This window comes from Streptomyces sp. CA-210063, from assembly GCF_024612015.1.
GTDB lineage: Bacteria > Actinomycetota > Actinomycetes > Streptomycetales > Streptomycetaceae > Streptomyces.
Map to the genome: position 1 here is coordinate 3,096,811 of NZ_CP102512.1, position 16,092 is coordinate 3,112,902.

The following is a 16,092-nucleotide window of genomic DNA, read 5'->3' on the forward strand; positions in this document are numbered from 1 at the left end:
CGGGGGCCGATGATCAACGCGTACGAGGACCCCGGCACACCCGACTGCCGCAGCGGCGCACGCTACCTCTGGTGGCTGGTCCGGCGGCAAGCCGCCCGCTCCGCACTCGGCTCCCTGCTCTCCTGCGTATGGATGGTCCTGCTCGCGGCCACCCCCTACCTGCTCTCCCGGGCGATCGACGAGGGACTCGAACCCGGCGACTACCCGGCCCTGGCCGGCTGGACCGCCGCGCTCTTCGGTGTCGGCACCTTCAACGCCTGGCTGAGCATCATGCGCCACCGCACGATGACCCGCGTACGGATGGACGCCAACTTCCGCACGGTGAAGGTCGTGATCGGCCACGCCGTCCGACTGGGTGCCGCTCTGCCGCGCAGCGTCGGCGCCGGGGAGGTCGTCACGATCGGCGTGGGCGACGTCAACACGATCTCCTCCTCCCTGACGGTCATCGGACCCGGCGTCGGCGCGATCGCCGCGTACCTGGTGGTCGCCGGGTTGCTTCTGTCGGTCTCCCTCCCCATCGCAGTGGTCGTGCTGCTCGGGATGCCGCTGATGGCCGTCGTCATCGGGCCGTTGCTGCGGCGACTGCAGGGCACGGAGACGGAGTACCGCGAGCGGCAGGGCGTGCTGACGGCCCGGATCGCGGATCTCGCGGGCGGGCTGCGCGTCCTCAACGGGCTCGGCGGCAAGGGGCTGGTCGCCGACGCGTTCCACCGGGACTCGCAGCGGCTGCGGGCGCAGGGGTACCGGGTCGGGGCGGTGACCAGCTGGATGCAGGCGCTCGGGCTGGGGCTGCCGACGCTGTTCCTCGCGGTGGTGACCTGGCTGGCGGCCCGCCTCGCCGCCCAAGGGGCCATCACCGTGGGCGAGTTGGTGTCGGTGTACGGGTACGTCACCGTGCTGGTGCGGCCGGTGTCGTACTTCGTCAGCTGGGGCTACGAGGTCAGCCGCGGGGTGGTGGCGGCGCGGCGCGTCATCCGGTTCCTGACCCTGGAGCCGCTGCCGGACCACGGCACCCGGGACGCGCCCGCCGAGCCCTCGACGCTGCACGATCCCGAGTCGGGCGTACGGGTTCCGCCGGGGCGGCTGATCGCGCTGGCCGCCGAACGGCCGGCCGAGGCCACGGCCGTGGTGGACCGGCTCGGCCGGTACGCGCCGACGGCGGCGACCTGGGGCGGAACACCGCTCGACGCGATCCCGTTGGCGCAGGTCCGCGCGCGGATCCTGGTCGCCGACCATGAGGCCGACCTGTTCGCGGGACGGCTGCGCGACCTGCTCGGCGGACACGGCGACATCGACGACGCCACGGCCGCGCGGGCGCTGCGCGCGGCCGTGGCCGAGGACATCGTCCAGGGTCTGCCGGACGGCCTCGACTCGGCGATCGACGCCCAGGGCCGCAACCTCTCCGGCGGCCAGCGGCAACGCCTGCGGCTGGCCCGGGCCCTGGTGGCCGACCCCGAGATCCTGCTCGCCGTCGAGCCCACCTCGGCGCTCGACGCGCACACCGAGGCACGGGTCGCCCAGCGGCTGCGGGCCGCCCGCGAGGGCCGTACGACCGTCGTCACCACCACCTCGCCCCTCGTCCTCGACCACGCGGACACGGTTGTCCACCTGGTCGACGGCAAGGTCGCGGCCACGGGCAGCCACCGCGAACTGCTGGCCACCGAGCCGGGATACCGGTCGCTGGTGGCACGGGACGCGGGCGAGGAAGAGGATCCGAACAAGCCCAAGACCGGGACTGGGGCCGAGACCGGGGCCGAGACCGGGACCGGGACCAAGGAGGTCGTACGGTGACCACGGAACCCCTCACCTCTTCCTCGGGCCGGCTGCCCATCGCCGAGGCGGCCGCCGTGCGGCGGGCCACCGTACGGCTGGTGCGGGCCGACGGGCGGGCGTTCCTCGCCGTGCTGGGACTGAACGCGGCGGCGGCCGCGACGGGGCTGGCCGGGCCGTGGCTGCTGGGCCGGATCATCGACGAGGTGCGCGGCGGGGGCGGCGTCGGGGCGGTGGACCGGCTGGCGGCGACGCTCCTGCTGTGCGCGGTGGCGCAACTGCTGCTGGCGCGCTGGGCCCGGTATGTGGGGCACCGGTTCGGGGAGCGGACGCTGGCGCGGGTGCGCGAGGAGTTCGTGGACCGGACGCTGGCGCTGCCCGCGTCGGTCGTGGAGCGTGCCGGGACCGGTGATCTGACGGCGCGCGGCACGGCCGACGTGGACGCCGTCGGCAAGACGCTGCGCGATGTCGGCCCCGAACTGCTCATCAGCTCGGTGCAGGCGCTGTTCCTGATCGGCGCGGTGTTCGCGCTGGACCCGCTGCTCGGTGTGTGCGTGGTGGTGGGCCTGTCCGGCATCTGGGTCGTGCTGCGGTGGTATCTGCGCCGGGCGCGGACCGGGTATCTCGCGGAGGGCGCGGCCAATTCCGAGGTCGCGGAGATCGTCGCGGCGACCGCGTCCGGTGCACGTACGGTCGAGGCGCTGCGGCTGGAGCGGCGACGGACCATCGCGAGCCGGGACGCGCTGGAGACGTCCCGGCAGCGGCGGTTCCACACGCTGTTCCTGCGCACGGTGTTCTTCCCGGGCGTGGAGGTCTCGTACTTCCTGCCCCAGGTACTGATCCTGCTGCTCGGCGGGATGCTGCTCGCGCGCGGCTCGGTCAGCCTGGGCGCGGTGGTGTCGGCGGCCCTGTATCTGCAACAACTCAGCGGCCCGCTCGACGAGATCCTGATGCGGGTCGAACTGCTGCAGAGCAGCGGCGCCTCGTTCGCCCGGGTCGAGGGCCTGGCCGGGGCCCCGCGCGCGGACTCCGCCGACACCCCGGAACCGGCGGGCGACCGTATCGACGTGACCGGTGTCCGTTACGCCTACGAGCGGGGCGGCGAGGTGCTGCGCGGCGTCGACCTGACGGTCCGCCCCGGCGAACGGCTGGCCGTGGTCGGCCCGTCCGGCGCCGGCAAGACCACCCTCAGCCGCCTCCTGGCCGGCATCGACGCGCCGACGGCGGGCACGGTGACGGTCGGCGGCGTCCCCGTCGTCGGCCTCGGCCCCGAACGCCTGCGCCGCCAGGTCGTCCTCGTCACCCAGGAGCACCACGTCTTCCTGGGCACGGTCCGCGACAACCTCCTGATCGCGGAACCGGCCGCGAGCGACGAGGAGTTGTGGGCCGCGTTGGCGGCCGTGGGCGCGGACACCTGGGTACGCGACCTGCCGGACGGCCTCGACACCCGACTGGGCGAGGGCGGTCGCCGTACGGACGGCGCCCAGGCCCAGCAACTCGCCCTCGCCCGCGTCGTCCTGGCCGACCCCCACACCCTCATCCTCGACGAGGCCACCGCCCTCCTCGACCCCACCACCGCCCGCCACACCGAACGCGCCCTCGCCGCCGTCCTCCAGGGCCGCACCGTCATCGCCATCGCCCACCGCCTCCACACGGCCCACGACGCGGACCGCGTCGCCGTCATGGAGGACGGCCGCCTCACCGAACTGGGCACGCACGAGGAACTGGTGGCAGCGGAGGGGGCGTACGCGGCGCTGTGGCGGAGGTGGCACGGGGAGGGGGTGGCCTGACGGGCGTGCACGGCACCGTACAAGATTGCCGAACAGCCCTACCACGATGAGGAGAACGCGTCCCCGTGATGCCGCCGATGTGTGTCGTCTGCCCTCGCTCCCCGCGCCGCGACAGGCCGCTCGCGGAGTTCACCCTGGTGTACTTCCGCGAGACCCGCACCTACCCCGAGGACTGGGTCGGTCACCCGGAGAACGCCGTGTGGTTCTGCGACGACCACGCGCACCTCGTCGAGGGGCTGACCGACCTGACGGCCGACGAGGCGCTGGAACGGATCAAGTAGCGCGCGGTGAACAGTCCGCATACCGAACATGACCAACCGGGCAACGGACCATTTCCGGCCAATCCTTGACGCGCTCCTGACAGGACACCCGGTCTCCTGCCACTCTGCCCACAACCGCGTCACAGCAAGCTCACAGTGGCCCGCCGTGCCGCGAAGCACCCCTCACGCATGTGGTTTTCGCGTTCACCAGTTCACACCTTGTTCTGCCCGGGCGGTCACCAGCCGTCCGGTCTCCCCTGGCCGTGTGCACCACGGCCATGCAGAAGGAGTCAGTGTTGAGACGCCAGTCCCACAGACGCACCTCCCACACCGGTACCACCTTCGGCCACAGCACCCGGCGGCGCGCGGCCGCCGGCGCGCTCGTCGCCGTCACCGCCCTGCTCGCCGCGGCCGTCCAGTCGGGCGCCGCCACCGCCGCCCCGGAGAAGGCACCGTCGGCCGCGGACAAGGCGACCCCGGGCGCGGTCTCCGTGAAGCTCACCCCCGCCCAGCGGGCCGAGCTGATACGCGAGGCCAACGCCACGAAGGCGGAGACGGCCGAGGAGCTGAACCTCGGCGCGAAGGAGAAGCTCGTCGTCCGTGACGTGGTCAAGGACCGCGACGGCACCGTGCACACCCGGTACGAGCGGACGTACGACGGCCTCCCGGTCCTCGGCGGCGACCTGGTCGTCGAGACGTCGAAGGCGGGCGACACCGAGGGCATCGTGAAGGCCACCAAGGCGACGATCAAGGTCCCGTCACTGACGCCGGCCGTCACCGCCGCCAAGGCCGAGAAGCAGGCGCTCGGCGCCGCGAAGGCGGAGGACGCCAAGAGCCCCGAGGTCAACCGCGCGCCGCGCAAGGTCGTCTGGGCCGCGAGCGGCAAGCCGGTCCTCGCCTACGAGACGGTCGTCGGCGGCTTCCAGCACGACGGCACCCCGCAGGAACTGCACGTCATCACCGATGCCACCACGGGCGCGAAGCTGTTCGAGTGGGAGGCGATCGAGACCGGCACCGGCAACACGGTGTACAGCGGCCAGGTGACCCTCGGCACCACGCAGTCCGGTTCGACGTACAACCTCACCGACGGCGCGCGCGGCGGCCACAAGACGTACAACCTGAACCGCGGCACGTCCGGCACCGGCACGCTCTTCTCCGGCCCCGACGACGTGTGGGGCAACGGCACCCCGTCGAACCTGGAGTCGGCCGCCGCGGACGCCCACTACGGCGCGGCGCTGACCTGGGACTACTACAAGAACGTGCACGGCCGCAGCGGCATCCGCGGTGACGGCGTCGGCGCCTACTCGCGTGTGCACTACGGCAACAACTACGTCAACGCGTTCTGGCAGGACTCCTGCTTCTGCATGACGTACGGCGACGGCTCGGGCAACGCCAACCCGCTGACGTCGATCGACGTGGCCGCGCACGAGATGACCCACGGGCTCACCTCCAACACGGCCGGCCTCAACTACAGCGGCGAGTCCGGCGGTCTGAACGAGGCCACCTCGGACATCTTCGGCGCGACGGTCGAGTTCTACGCGGCGAACTCCTCCGACGTCGGTGACTACCTCATCGGCGAGGAGATCAACATCAACGGCGACGGCACGCCGCTGCGGTACATGGACCAGCCGAGCAGGGACGGCTCGTCGAGGGACGCGTGGTACTCGGGCATCGGCTCGATCGACGTGCACTACTCGTCGGGCCCCGCGAACCACTTCTTCTACCTCCTCTCCGAGGGCAGCGGCGCCAAGACCATCAACGGCGTCAGCTACAACTCGCCCACCTCGGACGGCCTGGCGGTGACCGGCATCGGCCGCGCCAAGGCGGAGCAGATCTGGTTCAGGGCGCTGACCACGAAGTTCACGTCCACGACCAACTACGCGGCCGCCCGCACCGGCACCCTCGCGGCCGCCGGTGAGCTGTACGGCACGACGTCCGCCGAGTACACGGCGGTGCAGCACGCGTGGGCGGGCGTGAACGTGGGCGCGCGGCCCGGCGGCGGCGGGGGCGGCGGCACGTCGTTCGAGAACACGGCCGACGTATCGATTCCGGACAACGGCGCGGCGGTCACCTCGTCGATCACCGTCTCCGGCCGGACCGGCAACGCGCCCTCGAACCTCGCGGTCGCCGTGGACGTCGTCCACACCTACATCGGTGACCTCCAGGTCCAGCTGGTCGCCCCCGACGGCACGGCGTACACGCTGAAGGCGTACGGCACCGGCGGGAGCACGGACAACATCAACACCACCTACACGGTGAACGCCTCCTCCGAAGTCGCCAACGGGGTCTGGCAGTTGAGGGTCCAGGACAACGCGGCGCAGGACACGGGCCGCATCAACAGCTGGAAGCTGACGTTCCCGTAGGTCACCGCGTGACGTTCCCGTAGGTACCGCCTGACGTTCCCGTAGGCCACCGCTCACGCGGACACTTCTCAGCCAGGCACCGCCCCGGTGGGTCGATTCCCGCCGGGGCGGAGCCCGTTCACGTTCCCGAAACATTCACCGGACAGTTGACTTTCGGCCAACATCATCACCCCCTCCTGACATGAACACGCCTCAGGTGTCACTCTTCCTCCACCCGCCGCACCAGCACCAGAGCACTTCCCCCACATAAGGAGCTTGTGTGACTCCCCTCTACGCGCGTCACAAGCGCACTACCCTGGCCATCGCGACCGCCGTCGCCGCCGGCGCGCTGCTGACCACCGGGCTGACCTCCGGCGCCACCGCCCAGCCCGCGCCCGTCACGGACAAGGCCCAGCCGGCCGGTGCCCAGGTCCCGCTGACCCCCGCCACGCGCACCGCCCTGATCAAGAAGGCGGACGCCGCCACGACCGCGACCGCCGACGAGATAGGCCTGGGCGCCAAGGAGGAGCTGGTCGTCCGCGACGTCCTCAAGGACGCCGACGGCACGGTCCACACGCGCTACGAGCGCACCTACGGCGGCCTCCCGGTCCTCGGCGGCGACCTGGTCGTCCACGAGTCCAAGGCCGGTGACATCAAGAGCATCACCAAGGCCACGCAGGCCTCCGTCAAGGTCGCCGACCTCACCGCGGACGTCACCAAGGCGACCGCCGAGAAGCAGGCACTGAAGGCCGCCAAGGCCGAGGGCTCCACCAAGACCGAGGCCGACAAGGCCCCGCGCAAGGTCGTCTGGGCCGCGAACGGCAAGCCCGCCCTCGCCTACGAGACGGTCGTCGGCGGCTTCCAGCACGACGGCACCCCGCAGGAGCTCCACGTCATCACCGACGCGGAGACCGGCAAGAAGCTGTACGAGTTCGAGGCCATCCAGACCGGTTCGGGCAACAGCCAGTACAACGGCCAGGTCACCATCGGCACGTCCCTGTCGGGCTCGACGTACCAGCTGAACGACCCCTCCCGCGGCGCCCACAAGACGTACAACAAGGCCCGCGCCACGTCCTCCTCCGCAGGCACGCTCTTCACCGACGCGGACGACATCTGGGGCACCGGGACCGCCACCAGCTCCTCCACCGACCAGAACGCCGCCGTGGACGCCCACTACGGCGCCCAGGTCACCTGGGACTTCTACAAGAACGTCCTCGGCCGCAACGGCATCAAGAACAACGGCGTCGCCGCGTACTCCCGCGTCCACTACGGCAACGCGTACGTCAACGCCTTCTGGTCCGACACCTGCTTCTGCATGACGTACGGCGACGGCGAGGGCAACGTCAAGCCGCTGACGTCCCTGGACGTGGCGGGCCACGAGATGACCCACGGCCTGACGTCGAACACGGCCGGCCTGAACTACAGCGGCGAGTCCGGCGGCCTGAACGAGGCCACCTCGGACATCCTCGGCACGGCGGTCGAGTTCTACGCGGCCAACTCCAAGGACCCGGGCGACTACCTCATCGGCGAGAAGGTCGACATCCGCGGCAACGGCACCCCGCTGCGCTACATGGACCAGCCGAGCAAGGACGGCAACTCGGCCAACGCCTGGTCGTCGTCGCTGGGCAGCCTGGACGTCCACTACTCCTCGGGCCCGGCGAACCACTTCTTCTACCTGCTGAGCGAGGGCAGCGGCAGCAAGACGATCAACGGGGTGTCGTACAACTCCCCCACCTCGAACGGCGCCACGATCACGGGCATCGGCCGCGACAAGGCCGTCCAGATCTGGTACAAGGCGCTGACCACGTACATGACGTCCACGACCAACTACAAGGGCGCCCGCACGGCGACCCTGAACGCGGCGTCCTCCCTCTACGGCTCCAGCAGCACGGAGTACGCGGCGGTGAACGCGGCGTGGGCGGCGGTCAACGTGACGGCGTGACGCACATCTGAGCCAGGGCGGTACCCGGAGAGAAGGCGACTCCGGGTACCGCCCTAGGCTTTGGCCCATGCCCCACACCGACGGCCCCCTCCCCGAGGGCCCCTTCACGTACGACGCGGTCGGCGCGACCCGCGAGGGCCACTGCCCACCCGACTTCAAGCCCCTCCACGTCCGCACCCGCATCGGCGAGGGCGTCGACGTGTTCGAGCGAGCCGCGCACGCGGTCCTCACCTGGGAAATGCACCGCGCACTGGGCGTCGGCATCCACGCCGACGCACCCGAGGCAGCCCCGGGCGTCGACGTGACGGTCACCCTGGGCGGCGTCATCAAGGCCCCCTGCCGCGTGGTGTGGACCCTCGACGAACCCCGCCGCAAGGGCTGGGCCTACGGCACGCTGCCGGGCCACCCCGAATGCGGCGAGGAGGCCTTCGTCGTCGACCGCACGGGGGACGGCACGGTCTGGCTGACGGTCACGGCCTTCAGCCGGGGCGCCAAGTGGTACGCGCGGGCGGGCGGGGCGGCGACGAGGGGGTTGCAGCATGCGTATGCGCGGCGGTGCGGGGTGGTGTTGCGGAGGTTGGCTGGGGACCCGAAGGAGTGAGCGGGGGCCATGGCCGCTCCCGGGCGACCTCGTGGGTGCATGCCGCACCGTCACCTGCTCTGGGCGTCGCGCAGCCGCTCGGTCTGCTTGGTGATGGGAGCGGTGGGGAAGTTCGAGGTGCGGCCGACCTCCAGGGACTGGTAGGTCGCGATGACGTTGCCGGTCCTGACGACGATGAACAGTTCGTCACGCTTGCCGAATTCGAGGGTGCTGTACTCCCTGTACTGCAGGGCCTCGTCGCCGACTTCGGGCGCCTTCTGTGTCTTCACGGTCGAGGTGTAGGCGCCGGTCCACCCGTCGCCCTGGTAGGTGGCGCACGAGCCCAGGGCTTGCTCGAGTTCCGTGAAGAGCTGCTCGGCCTTGCCGTCGTCGTAGGCGGCGAGGGTGGCACCACCGGGGTAGATGCCGCCCTTCCAGTTGATGATCTGCCCCACCACCGCTGACGCGGTGGACCCGCCGCGGATGTCGTGCACCTTCTGGCAGTCCGGATCCGAGGCGGGCTTGAACGAGGGACGGTCGGCGGGGTCAGTGCGCTCCTGGACGGGGATACCGTCTGGGCGGGCCTGAGGCAGATCATCCGCCTGAAGGACCAGCGCCTCCAACTCAGCCTCGCTCAGCGCCTCAGCCGGCGCGGTGGCGGTGGTGGAGGAGGACGGTTCAGCTCCGGAAGTCTTGGCTGTGCCGTCTGCGGTCGAGCAGCCGACCAACACCGCCGCGGTGGAGGGCATCAGGAAAGTCCGTGCCAGCAGTGGTATGCGCGCGTGCATGAGAAGTCCCCCCGAGACCAGATCAAGAAAGGCGACCGTAACCGACGAAAAACCCGCCCGTCGAGCGATGGCAAACGGACGTCGTGGACCTCGATCCCTCTCCCCGTGTGTGACCCTGGACTCTGTTGAGCAGCGCAAAGACGATACGGGGGGTGTCGTGAGTCAGGTGCTGTATGGCGAGCGGTCCAGGAATCCGCTGGCGCGGACCGTGGAGTTGACCGAGGACCGGCTGCGCAGGGGCGGCAGGATCACGCCGTTGAGTGAGCTGAACCTCGGTGCCATGGCCGAGGCGTTCCAGCGCGGGTACTGGCTAGGGGGCGGCGGGTCGGAACGCCCGCTGACGCGGCTGACGGCCGGCCCCGGGATCGTCCCGGTGACCCGCGTGACCGGCAGCTCCAAACCCATGAAGGTACGGCAGGCCGCCGAGTTCGCCCACAGGCTGGGCGAGTTGGCGGTATGGCACTGCGGTGGTCCGGCCCAGGTGGCCGCTCTGGCGGCCCAAGCCCAGGCCGAAGGCGTACCCCTGTGGATCGCACGCCGGTACGCACCCGGCCCCACCGGCCCGGTGACGGTCGCGGTGGACCGGCGCCTGATCCGCGTGGACGTATGGGGACCGCACGCTCCCGTCGTACGGATCCGCGCTCCCCGCGGCTTCCATCACGACGCCCCGGAACCGTCCCGGGGCCTGCGACTGACCGTCGGCGACGTAACGGCGCGACTCGTCCTCACGAAGCGGCTACGCAAGTCCAAGAGTTCCGTGGAGGTACGCCTGCCCAACGGCCACTGGGAACTGCGCCGGGAGACCTCGAAGAGTTCGTGGCTGCTGCGCGACGAGCGCCGTGTCGCCCTGCTGACGCGTCCACCACGCCACCAGGTACCCCCGCCGGGCACGGTCCTGCTGCCCTTGGCACCCATACGCCACGAGAGCCCCGACCCACTGGACGCCGTCATGGCGTATGTCTTCTCCGTCACCTTCGGGCTCGGGGACACGACGGGCCTGGCCCGCTTCCCATCGAACCGCAAGCGCCCGTCCCGCGAGAGCGAGCCGATCGACCTCGCCGAATGGTGGGACCGCACCTGGTTCAGCAACCTCGGCAACAGCAGCGACGACAACGAGCCCGGCGGCAACGACGGCTGGGGTTCGGACGGCGGCGACGGCGGGGACTCCGGCGGCAGCGGGGACAGCGGGGGTGGGGACGGCGGGGGTGGCGGTGGCGGTGGCGACTAGGCCACCCGCCACCGCACCCCGTTGATCAACCGTCGCTGGTTGCGAGCCGGACGCCCCACCCCCGCTGTCGGCAGCAACGGCTCCAGCACTAACCACTGATCGTCCGAAAGGTCCCCACGCCCCACACCGAGATCATCACGGCCTGAGGCATGTTCAGGAGCTCAGTTCAAAAACACGGCCTAGCTGACCCAGCACAGCGGCTTGGCCGACGGACCTTGCCGAAAGGCGTGATGTTCTCGGCCGACTGTGTACAAGTACATCTGACCGAGCTGCGCGCCCCCGGCTCGACTGGGTACGCCCGGCAGCCTGGACAGCATGCCGGGTCTCCGGCCTGGAAGCATCCCGCGGATGCCGACTGACCTGGGCGGGCGGCGAGCCGTCTTCGCTCGTATTCGGCCGACTACGCTGAACTTCATGATTCGTGCGGTGGTTTTCGACGTTGGTGAGTGCCTGGTGGACGAGACCCGGGAGTACGGCACTTGGGCGGACTGGCTCGGAGTTCCCCGCCACACCTTCCATGCCGTGTTCGGTGCCGTCATCGCGCAGGGACGTGACTACCGCGAGACGTTTCAGGAGTTCCGGCCCGGCTTCGACCTGCACGAGGAGCGGGAGCGGCGGGCGGCTGCGGGGCAGTCTGAGACGTTCGGTGAGGGGGACCTGTACGACGATGTCCGGCCGACGCTGGCCCGGCTGCGGGCGGACGGGTTGTGGCTCGGAATCGCGGGCAACCAGACGATCCGGGCCGGGAAGATCCTCCGTGAGCTCCTCACCGACGACGTCGATCTGATCGGCACCAGCGACGACTGGGGCGCGAGCAAACCAGACCCGAAGTTCTTCGAGCGTGTCGCAGACGTCACCCCCTTCACCCACGACGAAATCCTCTACGTGGGCGACCGCGTCGACAACGACGTGCGTCCAGCCGTGATCGCCGGGATGCGTACCGCACTGGTGCGCCGTGGCCCCTGGGCGACCATTCAGTGGCAGAGCGAGGAAGCGAGGGAACTCCCCACATTCCGAGTCGAGAGCCTTGATGAACTGCCCCCTCTCATCCGGGATTTCAACGGGTGAGAGCGTTGACGGTCATCGGCCAGCTGTAGAGACGGTCGTCCAGTTCGCGTACGCACCGCTCGTGCTGGTGCGGTACGAGAGAGCGCCGTACGTCGCGGACCCGGTCCATTCCCGTCGCGTACCAGGTCCGTGCCAGTTGGTCGAGCGCCCGTAGCGCGTATGCACATGCTTCCTGGGGCCGGTTGGCCGCGGCTTCCACGGCGGCCAGGTCGCCGAGTACGACGGTGGCCTGCTTCTCCTCGCCGGAGTCGAGTGTGTTGAGGACGCCGAGGAGTGTTTCCCGAGCCTGAGGCAGATGGCCGGCTTTCAACTGTGTGTTCCCCTTGAACGCGGCCAGCCGTACCGGCGAGAACCAGTCGAGCCACTCGGGAGATCGGTGTTCGCCGCCCCGGGCAAGGACATCCTCCGCGTGCCCGATCAAGTTCAGTGCGGTCCGCGCGTCTCCGCACCGCGTCTCGCACTCTGCCTCTACCGCGTCGAGCCAGGCCAGCAGTTCCGCTGATGCCGGACCTCGTCGGGCATGGGCACGCGCCGCGATCAGCCGTTCCACGGCCGCGTCGCGGTCACCCGCCCATCCGGGGATGAACGCGCTGTGGGCGAGAACAGCCGCGCCGAGCAGCGGATCGTCCGCCTCCCCCGCCGCTTGCAGCGCCCTCAGAAACGTCTGTTGCGCTCTGTCCGGCTCGCGGAGATCGAAGAACTCGATGCGCCCGACAAGCAGCCACGTCTCGGCCAGTGCGGCTGCGGCCGTGCGCCGCGTCTGCCCGACCGTCTCCGGCAGCAGTGCGCACCCCAGCGTGGCGTGCGCCAACGCGGCGGGGTGGAGGACGGCCGGTGCGACGGACCAGTACAGGCGGCGGTGCGCGCGCGTCACCGTCAGGAAGTCTTGTCCCACAGAGGCAGGTTGCAGCGCGATCGCCTGCGTGGGGACAGCGGCGAGCCCTGCTACCGGAGCCGTAGTCGTCACGGTGGCTCGCCGCCCCCGGTCCGCCACGGCATTGTCAGAGGGTGCGAAACCGAGCGATCGCAGGTCCTGCCCGAGGAGAGCTTCGATGGCCTGAGCTTGTGCGGGCTGCGGCCAGGGTGGATTCTCCGATTCCCAACGCCGGACTTGTCGGACGCCTACACCGAGGGCATCTGCGAGTGCCTGTTGTGAGGCATATCCAGCAGCCAGGCGGGCCGACTTCAGGCGGATGTTTCCTACGGTCCGGGGCACGGCTCCACCTCCTGTGCGGTGCCTCGAATTGTGCCATGAAAGACCCTTCCACTAGCGATCTTCACCCGAAGGAGGCATAGAAGGCCCTGTAATGCACAAGGAAAAGTCCTTCAGAAGCCCTCGATGAAAGGACTTTTGATGGTCACGCTTGAGGCAGTACCCAGCGGAGCGCCTCCGACGGGCGCGCCAGAATTCCGAAGCCTCAGGTGACCGCCGCCGATGCGGTACCGGAGCGCGACCGACCTGATCGGAGCTGACCGACCGATGCCCCTTGTCTCACAGGCCCTCGCGTGGCTGAGAACCCTCCTGCTCGGGCCGCACGAAGCCAGCACCGCAACTCCTGCCACGGCCCTGGACAACAGCCGGAACCTGCCCGCGGGTCACCCATCCCCCGCCTCCTGGGCGCGGGTGCTACGGCAAGCACGGCGGCGCAGGGCCCCTCACCTGTGGCCTTCCGCCGAATCAGTCGCGTATACGGACATCACGGACACCTGGGGACCGGTACGCGCGTATGTCCTGTTGCCCGAGGAAGGCCACCACGCCCTCCTCCCCGATCACGAGCGGCAGCAGGAAGCACCACGGGCGACGACGCGCGGAGCGAAGGTGAACGCATGACCGCCCTGCGCCTGCTGCCGTGGCCCTCTCCCGATGGCAACCCCTGCTTCCTTTCCACAGGCAGTGGGAGAGGCGTCGTGTCGCGCTTGGCCGACGACATGGAAGCCGTTCAACTCACCACGGGCACCGACGTGCTCGAACTCGGGCGTGGAGTGCTGAACGACCCGAAAGCCACAGCCGCCGAGTTGCGGTACACCGGAGTCCGCCTCGCCGAGTGCCTGCGCGATGCCCTGCGGGTCGCCGAGTCACGCGGCATGCGCCTGCCCGGCAGCGCCACCGAAGACCAGGACCACGGGGAAGGCGAGGAGGGCCTCGGATGAGCCGAACCGTTCTGCGCTACGTCCGCCACACCATCCGACACACCCCGGACGCCGAAGTCACCTTCGAAGCGTTCTGCACGACGTCCGGCTGCGGCGCGGAGTCCGGCCCTCAGAAAGCCCAGCAGGCAGCCCAGGACTGGTGCCTACGCCACACGGGCCGCACCGGCCACGACCTCTTCCGTCGCATCGTCACCGACCATGCCCGCGTGACACGCGAAGAGTAGAGCCGTCGACGCACGCACACCCACGGGGTACGGGTGCTCGCGGTGGCCCCGGGCACGGCGGCGAGGCCGCGCTCGAGGGGACAGCAGGCCAACCAAGACGAACCCCGCCGCAAGGGCTGGGCCTACGGCACGCCGCCGGGCCACCCGGAATGCGGCGAGGAGGCCTTCGTCGTCGACCGCACGGGGGACGGCACGGTCTGGCTGACGGTCACGGCCTCCAGCCGCGGCGCGAAGTGGTACGCGCGGGCGGGCGGGGCCGCGACGAGGGGTTGCAGCACGCGTATGCGCGGCGGTGCGGGGTGGTGTTGCGGACGTTGGCGGGGGACCCGAAGGAGTGATCCGGGTCGGACTCCTCACCGCGCCGCAGGTCACCTGGATAGACATGGGGCGATCCCTGTCCCCCGCCCACGCGGAGTGCCTTATGTCCACACGTCACCGGCGAGGGCACCTGCCCGGCGCCCCCATGGGCCGAGAATACGAGTGGACAGCACTCACCGGCTTCCTCACCGATCCCGCTCCCGCTCCCGCAATGCGGCTGGCCACCATCTCCGGACCGCGCCGCATCGGGAAGTCCTATCTGCTCCACGCGCTGTGCGAGGCTGTGGACGGGTTGTACTTCACGGCGATCAGCGACGAGGGCCGCCAACGTGCCCTGTACCGGTTCACCGAAATGATCGCGGCGCACGCGAGGGTGGCCCCCGACACCCTGCGCCCACGAGACTGGCGCGAAGCGCTCACCAACGCCCTCGACGTCACCTCCCGCTGCTCGCCGCATCCCTTTCTCGTCCTCGACGACTTCCCCCATCTGCTCTCACACTCACCTGAACTCCCCCAGCTGATCGAGGAGTTACACAACCAACCTCGGCACAGCGAGGACCAGGGCGCCCGGCTCATCCTGAGTGGCACGGCGAGAGGCGGCCTGCACGAGTCGCTCTCTGATGGGAGGCCTCTGCGCGGACGCGCGGTCATCGATCTACGCCTGGGCGCCTTCGACTACCGAACGAGCCGCGACTTCTGGCAACTGGACGACCCTCACACGGCGCTCCATGTCCACTCGGTCCTCGGAGGCGCCCCCGGCTACCGGCTCAGCACCGGCCGCACCAGCCCACTCGACGGCTTCGACACCTGGGTCACGGAGACGCTCCTGAACCCGGGCAGGGCGATCTACTCCCGTACGGAAGCCGAGTTCCTGCTGCGCGAGGATCCCCGAATCACCCAACACACCCTCTACTACGACATCCTCACGGCGATCGCCCGAGGCGCGACCACGCCCACGAAGATCGGTGCCGCCCTAGGCCGGCAACGCAACACGGTCACACACCCCCTCGATGTTCTGGAGTCCACCGGCTACATCCACCGTGAACAGGATCTCCTTCGCCGCCGCCAACCGGTGATCACCCTCGCCGACCCCGTGATCCGCTTCAACCAGCTCATCACGCTCCCCCAGGCCGCAGCGGTGGAACAGGGCTTCGCCGATGAGGTCTGGAAGGCTTCCGCTTCTACGTTCAACTCCAAGATCTTGGGGCCCCACTACGAGTCCCTGGCCCGCTCCTGGACCCTTCAGCACGCCCACGCGGTCCTCCCGGACGGCCTCCCTGGCCCGGTCGGCACAACAGAAGTCCCCGACCCGGCAGCCCGCACCAGGCACGAGGTCGACGTCATCGCCCTGTCCCTCGGCGAACGCCCCCAGTCCCCGCGCGCCCGCATCGCACTACTGGGCGAGGTGAAGGCGACAGCGGCCCGACGGGGCGTGAGCGACCTCCAACGCCTGGAACACATCCGCGACTTGCTGTCCGTGCAGGGGTACGACACAAGCGAGGTCACTCTGGCGCTCTTCTCCCTGTACGGCTTCCACGCCGACGTGACGGAACTGGCGAAGCGGCGCCCCGACGTGCTGCTGGTGGATCTGGAGACGCTGTACGGCCTGTGAGTCCGAGTAGTGACGCACC

General features: G+C 70.1%; 13 protein-coding genes and 1 pseudogene. 12 read left to right on the forward strand and 2 right to left on the reverse strand.

All coding sequences use genetic code 11. From position 1 onward, the window contains the following. Positions 1-9 precede the first annotated feature (9 nt). The 6 genes from JIX56_RS13205 (at position 10) to JIX56_RS13230 (ending at position 8,705) form a co-directional block, all read left to right on the forward strand. Positions 10-1,791 carry an ABC transporter ATP-binding protein gene (locus tag JIX56_RS13205; protein ID WP_257540418.1) on the forward strand — a complete coding sequence of 594 codons (1,782 nt, stop codon included), beginning with the start codon at positions 10-12 and terminating at the stop codon, positions 1,789-1,791. Next, positions 1,788-3,560: an ABC transporter ATP-binding protein gene (locus JIX56_RS13210; RefSeq protein WP_257540420.1), complete on the forward strand. Its 1,773-nt coding sequence runs from the start codon at positions 1,788-1,790 to the stop codon at positions 3,558-3,560. Before JIX56_RS13205 ends, JIX56_RS13210 begins: the two co-directional genes overlap by 4 nt. A 68-nt stretch (positions 3,561-3,628) precedes the next feature. Then, positions 3,629-3,841 carry a hypothetical protein gene (locus JIX56_RS13215; RefSeq protein ID WP_257550837.1) on the forward strand — a complete coding sequence of 71 codons (213 nt, stop codon included), beginning with the start codon at positions 3,629-3,631 and terminating at the stop codon, positions 3,839-3,841. A 257-nt stretch (positions 3,842-4,098) separates the two neighbouring features. Next, on the forward strand, positions 4,099-6,183 hold the full coding sequence (locus JIX56_RS13220; RefSeq protein WP_257540422.1) for a M4 family metallopeptidase: 2,085 nt from the start codon (positions 4,099-4,101) through the stop codon (positions 6,181-6,183). A 259-nt stretch (positions 6,184-6,442) separates the two neighbouring features. After that, a complete protein-coding gene (locus JIX56_RS13225; protein WP_257540423.1) occupies positions 6,443-8,104 on the forward strand; it encodes a M4 family metallopeptidase in 1,662 nt (553 codons plus the stop codon). Positions 8,105-8,171: 67 nt separating this feature from the next. After that, positions 8,172-8,705: a DUF1990 family protein gene (locus JIX56_RS13230; protein WP_257540425.1), complete on the forward strand. Its 534-nt coding sequence runs from the start codon at positions 8,172-8,174 to the stop codon at positions 8,703-8,705. 50 nt (positions 8,706-8,755) lie between these two features. On the opposite strand, the gene JIX56_RS13235 is transcribed toward JIX56_RS13230, so the two are convergent. After that, positions 8,756-9,472 (reverse strand): hypothetical protein, encoded by a 717-nt coding sequence (locus JIX56_RS13235; protein ID WP_257540427.1) that lies wholly within the window; start codon positions 9,470-9,472, stop codon positions 8,756-8,758. A gap of 157 nt (positions 9,473-9,629) precedes the next feature. Here JIX56_RS13235 and JIX56_RS13240 point away from each other — a divergent pair, with 157 nt between their 5' ends. Then, entirely contained in the window at positions 9,630-10,700 is a 1,071-nt protein-coding gene (locus tag JIX56_RS13240; protein ID WP_257540429.1) for a hypothetical protein, read from the forward strand. 414 nt (positions 10,701-11,114) lie between these two features. After that, positions 11,115-11,768 carry an HAD family hydrolase gene (locus tag JIX56_RS13245; protein ID WP_257540431.1) on the forward strand — a complete coding sequence of 218 codons (654 nt, stop codon included), beginning with the start codon at positions 11,115-11,117 and terminating at the stop codon, positions 11,766-11,768. Here JIX56_RS13245 and JIX56_RS13250 read toward each other — a convergent pair. Then, complete coding sequence (locus JIX56_RS13250) at positions 11,758-12,984, reverse strand: helix-turn-helix transcriptional regulator (RefSeq protein ID WP_257540433.1); 1,227 nt, start codon at positions 12,982-12,984, stop codon at positions 11,758-11,760. The genes JIX56_RS13245 and JIX56_RS13250 overlap by 11 nt on opposite strands. A 611-nt stretch (positions 12,985-13,595) precedes the next feature. On the opposite strand from JIX56_RS13250, the gene JIX56_RS13255 reads away from it, so the two are divergent. From JIX56_RS13255 to JIX56_RS13270, 4 genes and pseudogenes are all read left to right on the forward strand, one after another. Further along, positions 13,596-13,919 carry a hypothetical protein gene (locus JIX56_RS13255; RefSeq protein WP_257540435.1) on the forward strand — a complete coding sequence of 108 codons (324 nt, stop codon included), beginning with the start codon at positions 13,596-13,598 and terminating at the stop codon, positions 13,917-13,919. Continuing rightward, complete coding sequence (locus JIX56_RS13260) at positions 13,916-14,143, forward strand: DUF7848 domain-containing protein (RefSeq protein WP_257540437.1); 228 nt, start codon at positions 13,916-13,918, stop codon at positions 14,141-14,143. The genes JIX56_RS13255 and JIX56_RS13260 overlap by 4 nt, the downstream gene beginning before the upstream one ends. Before the next feature lie 96 nt (positions 14,144-14,239). Beyond that, positions 14,240-14,481 (forward strand): annotated as a pseudogene (locus JIX56_RS13265) (DUF1990 family protein); the annotation flags it as partial. 83 nt (positions 14,482-14,564) lie between these two features. Further along, complete coding sequence (locus JIX56_RS13270) at positions 14,565-16,073, forward strand: AAA family ATPase (protein ID WP_257540439.1); 1,509 nt, start codon at positions 14,565-14,567, stop codon at positions 16,071-16,073. Positions 16,074-16,092 lie beyond the last annotated feature (19 nt).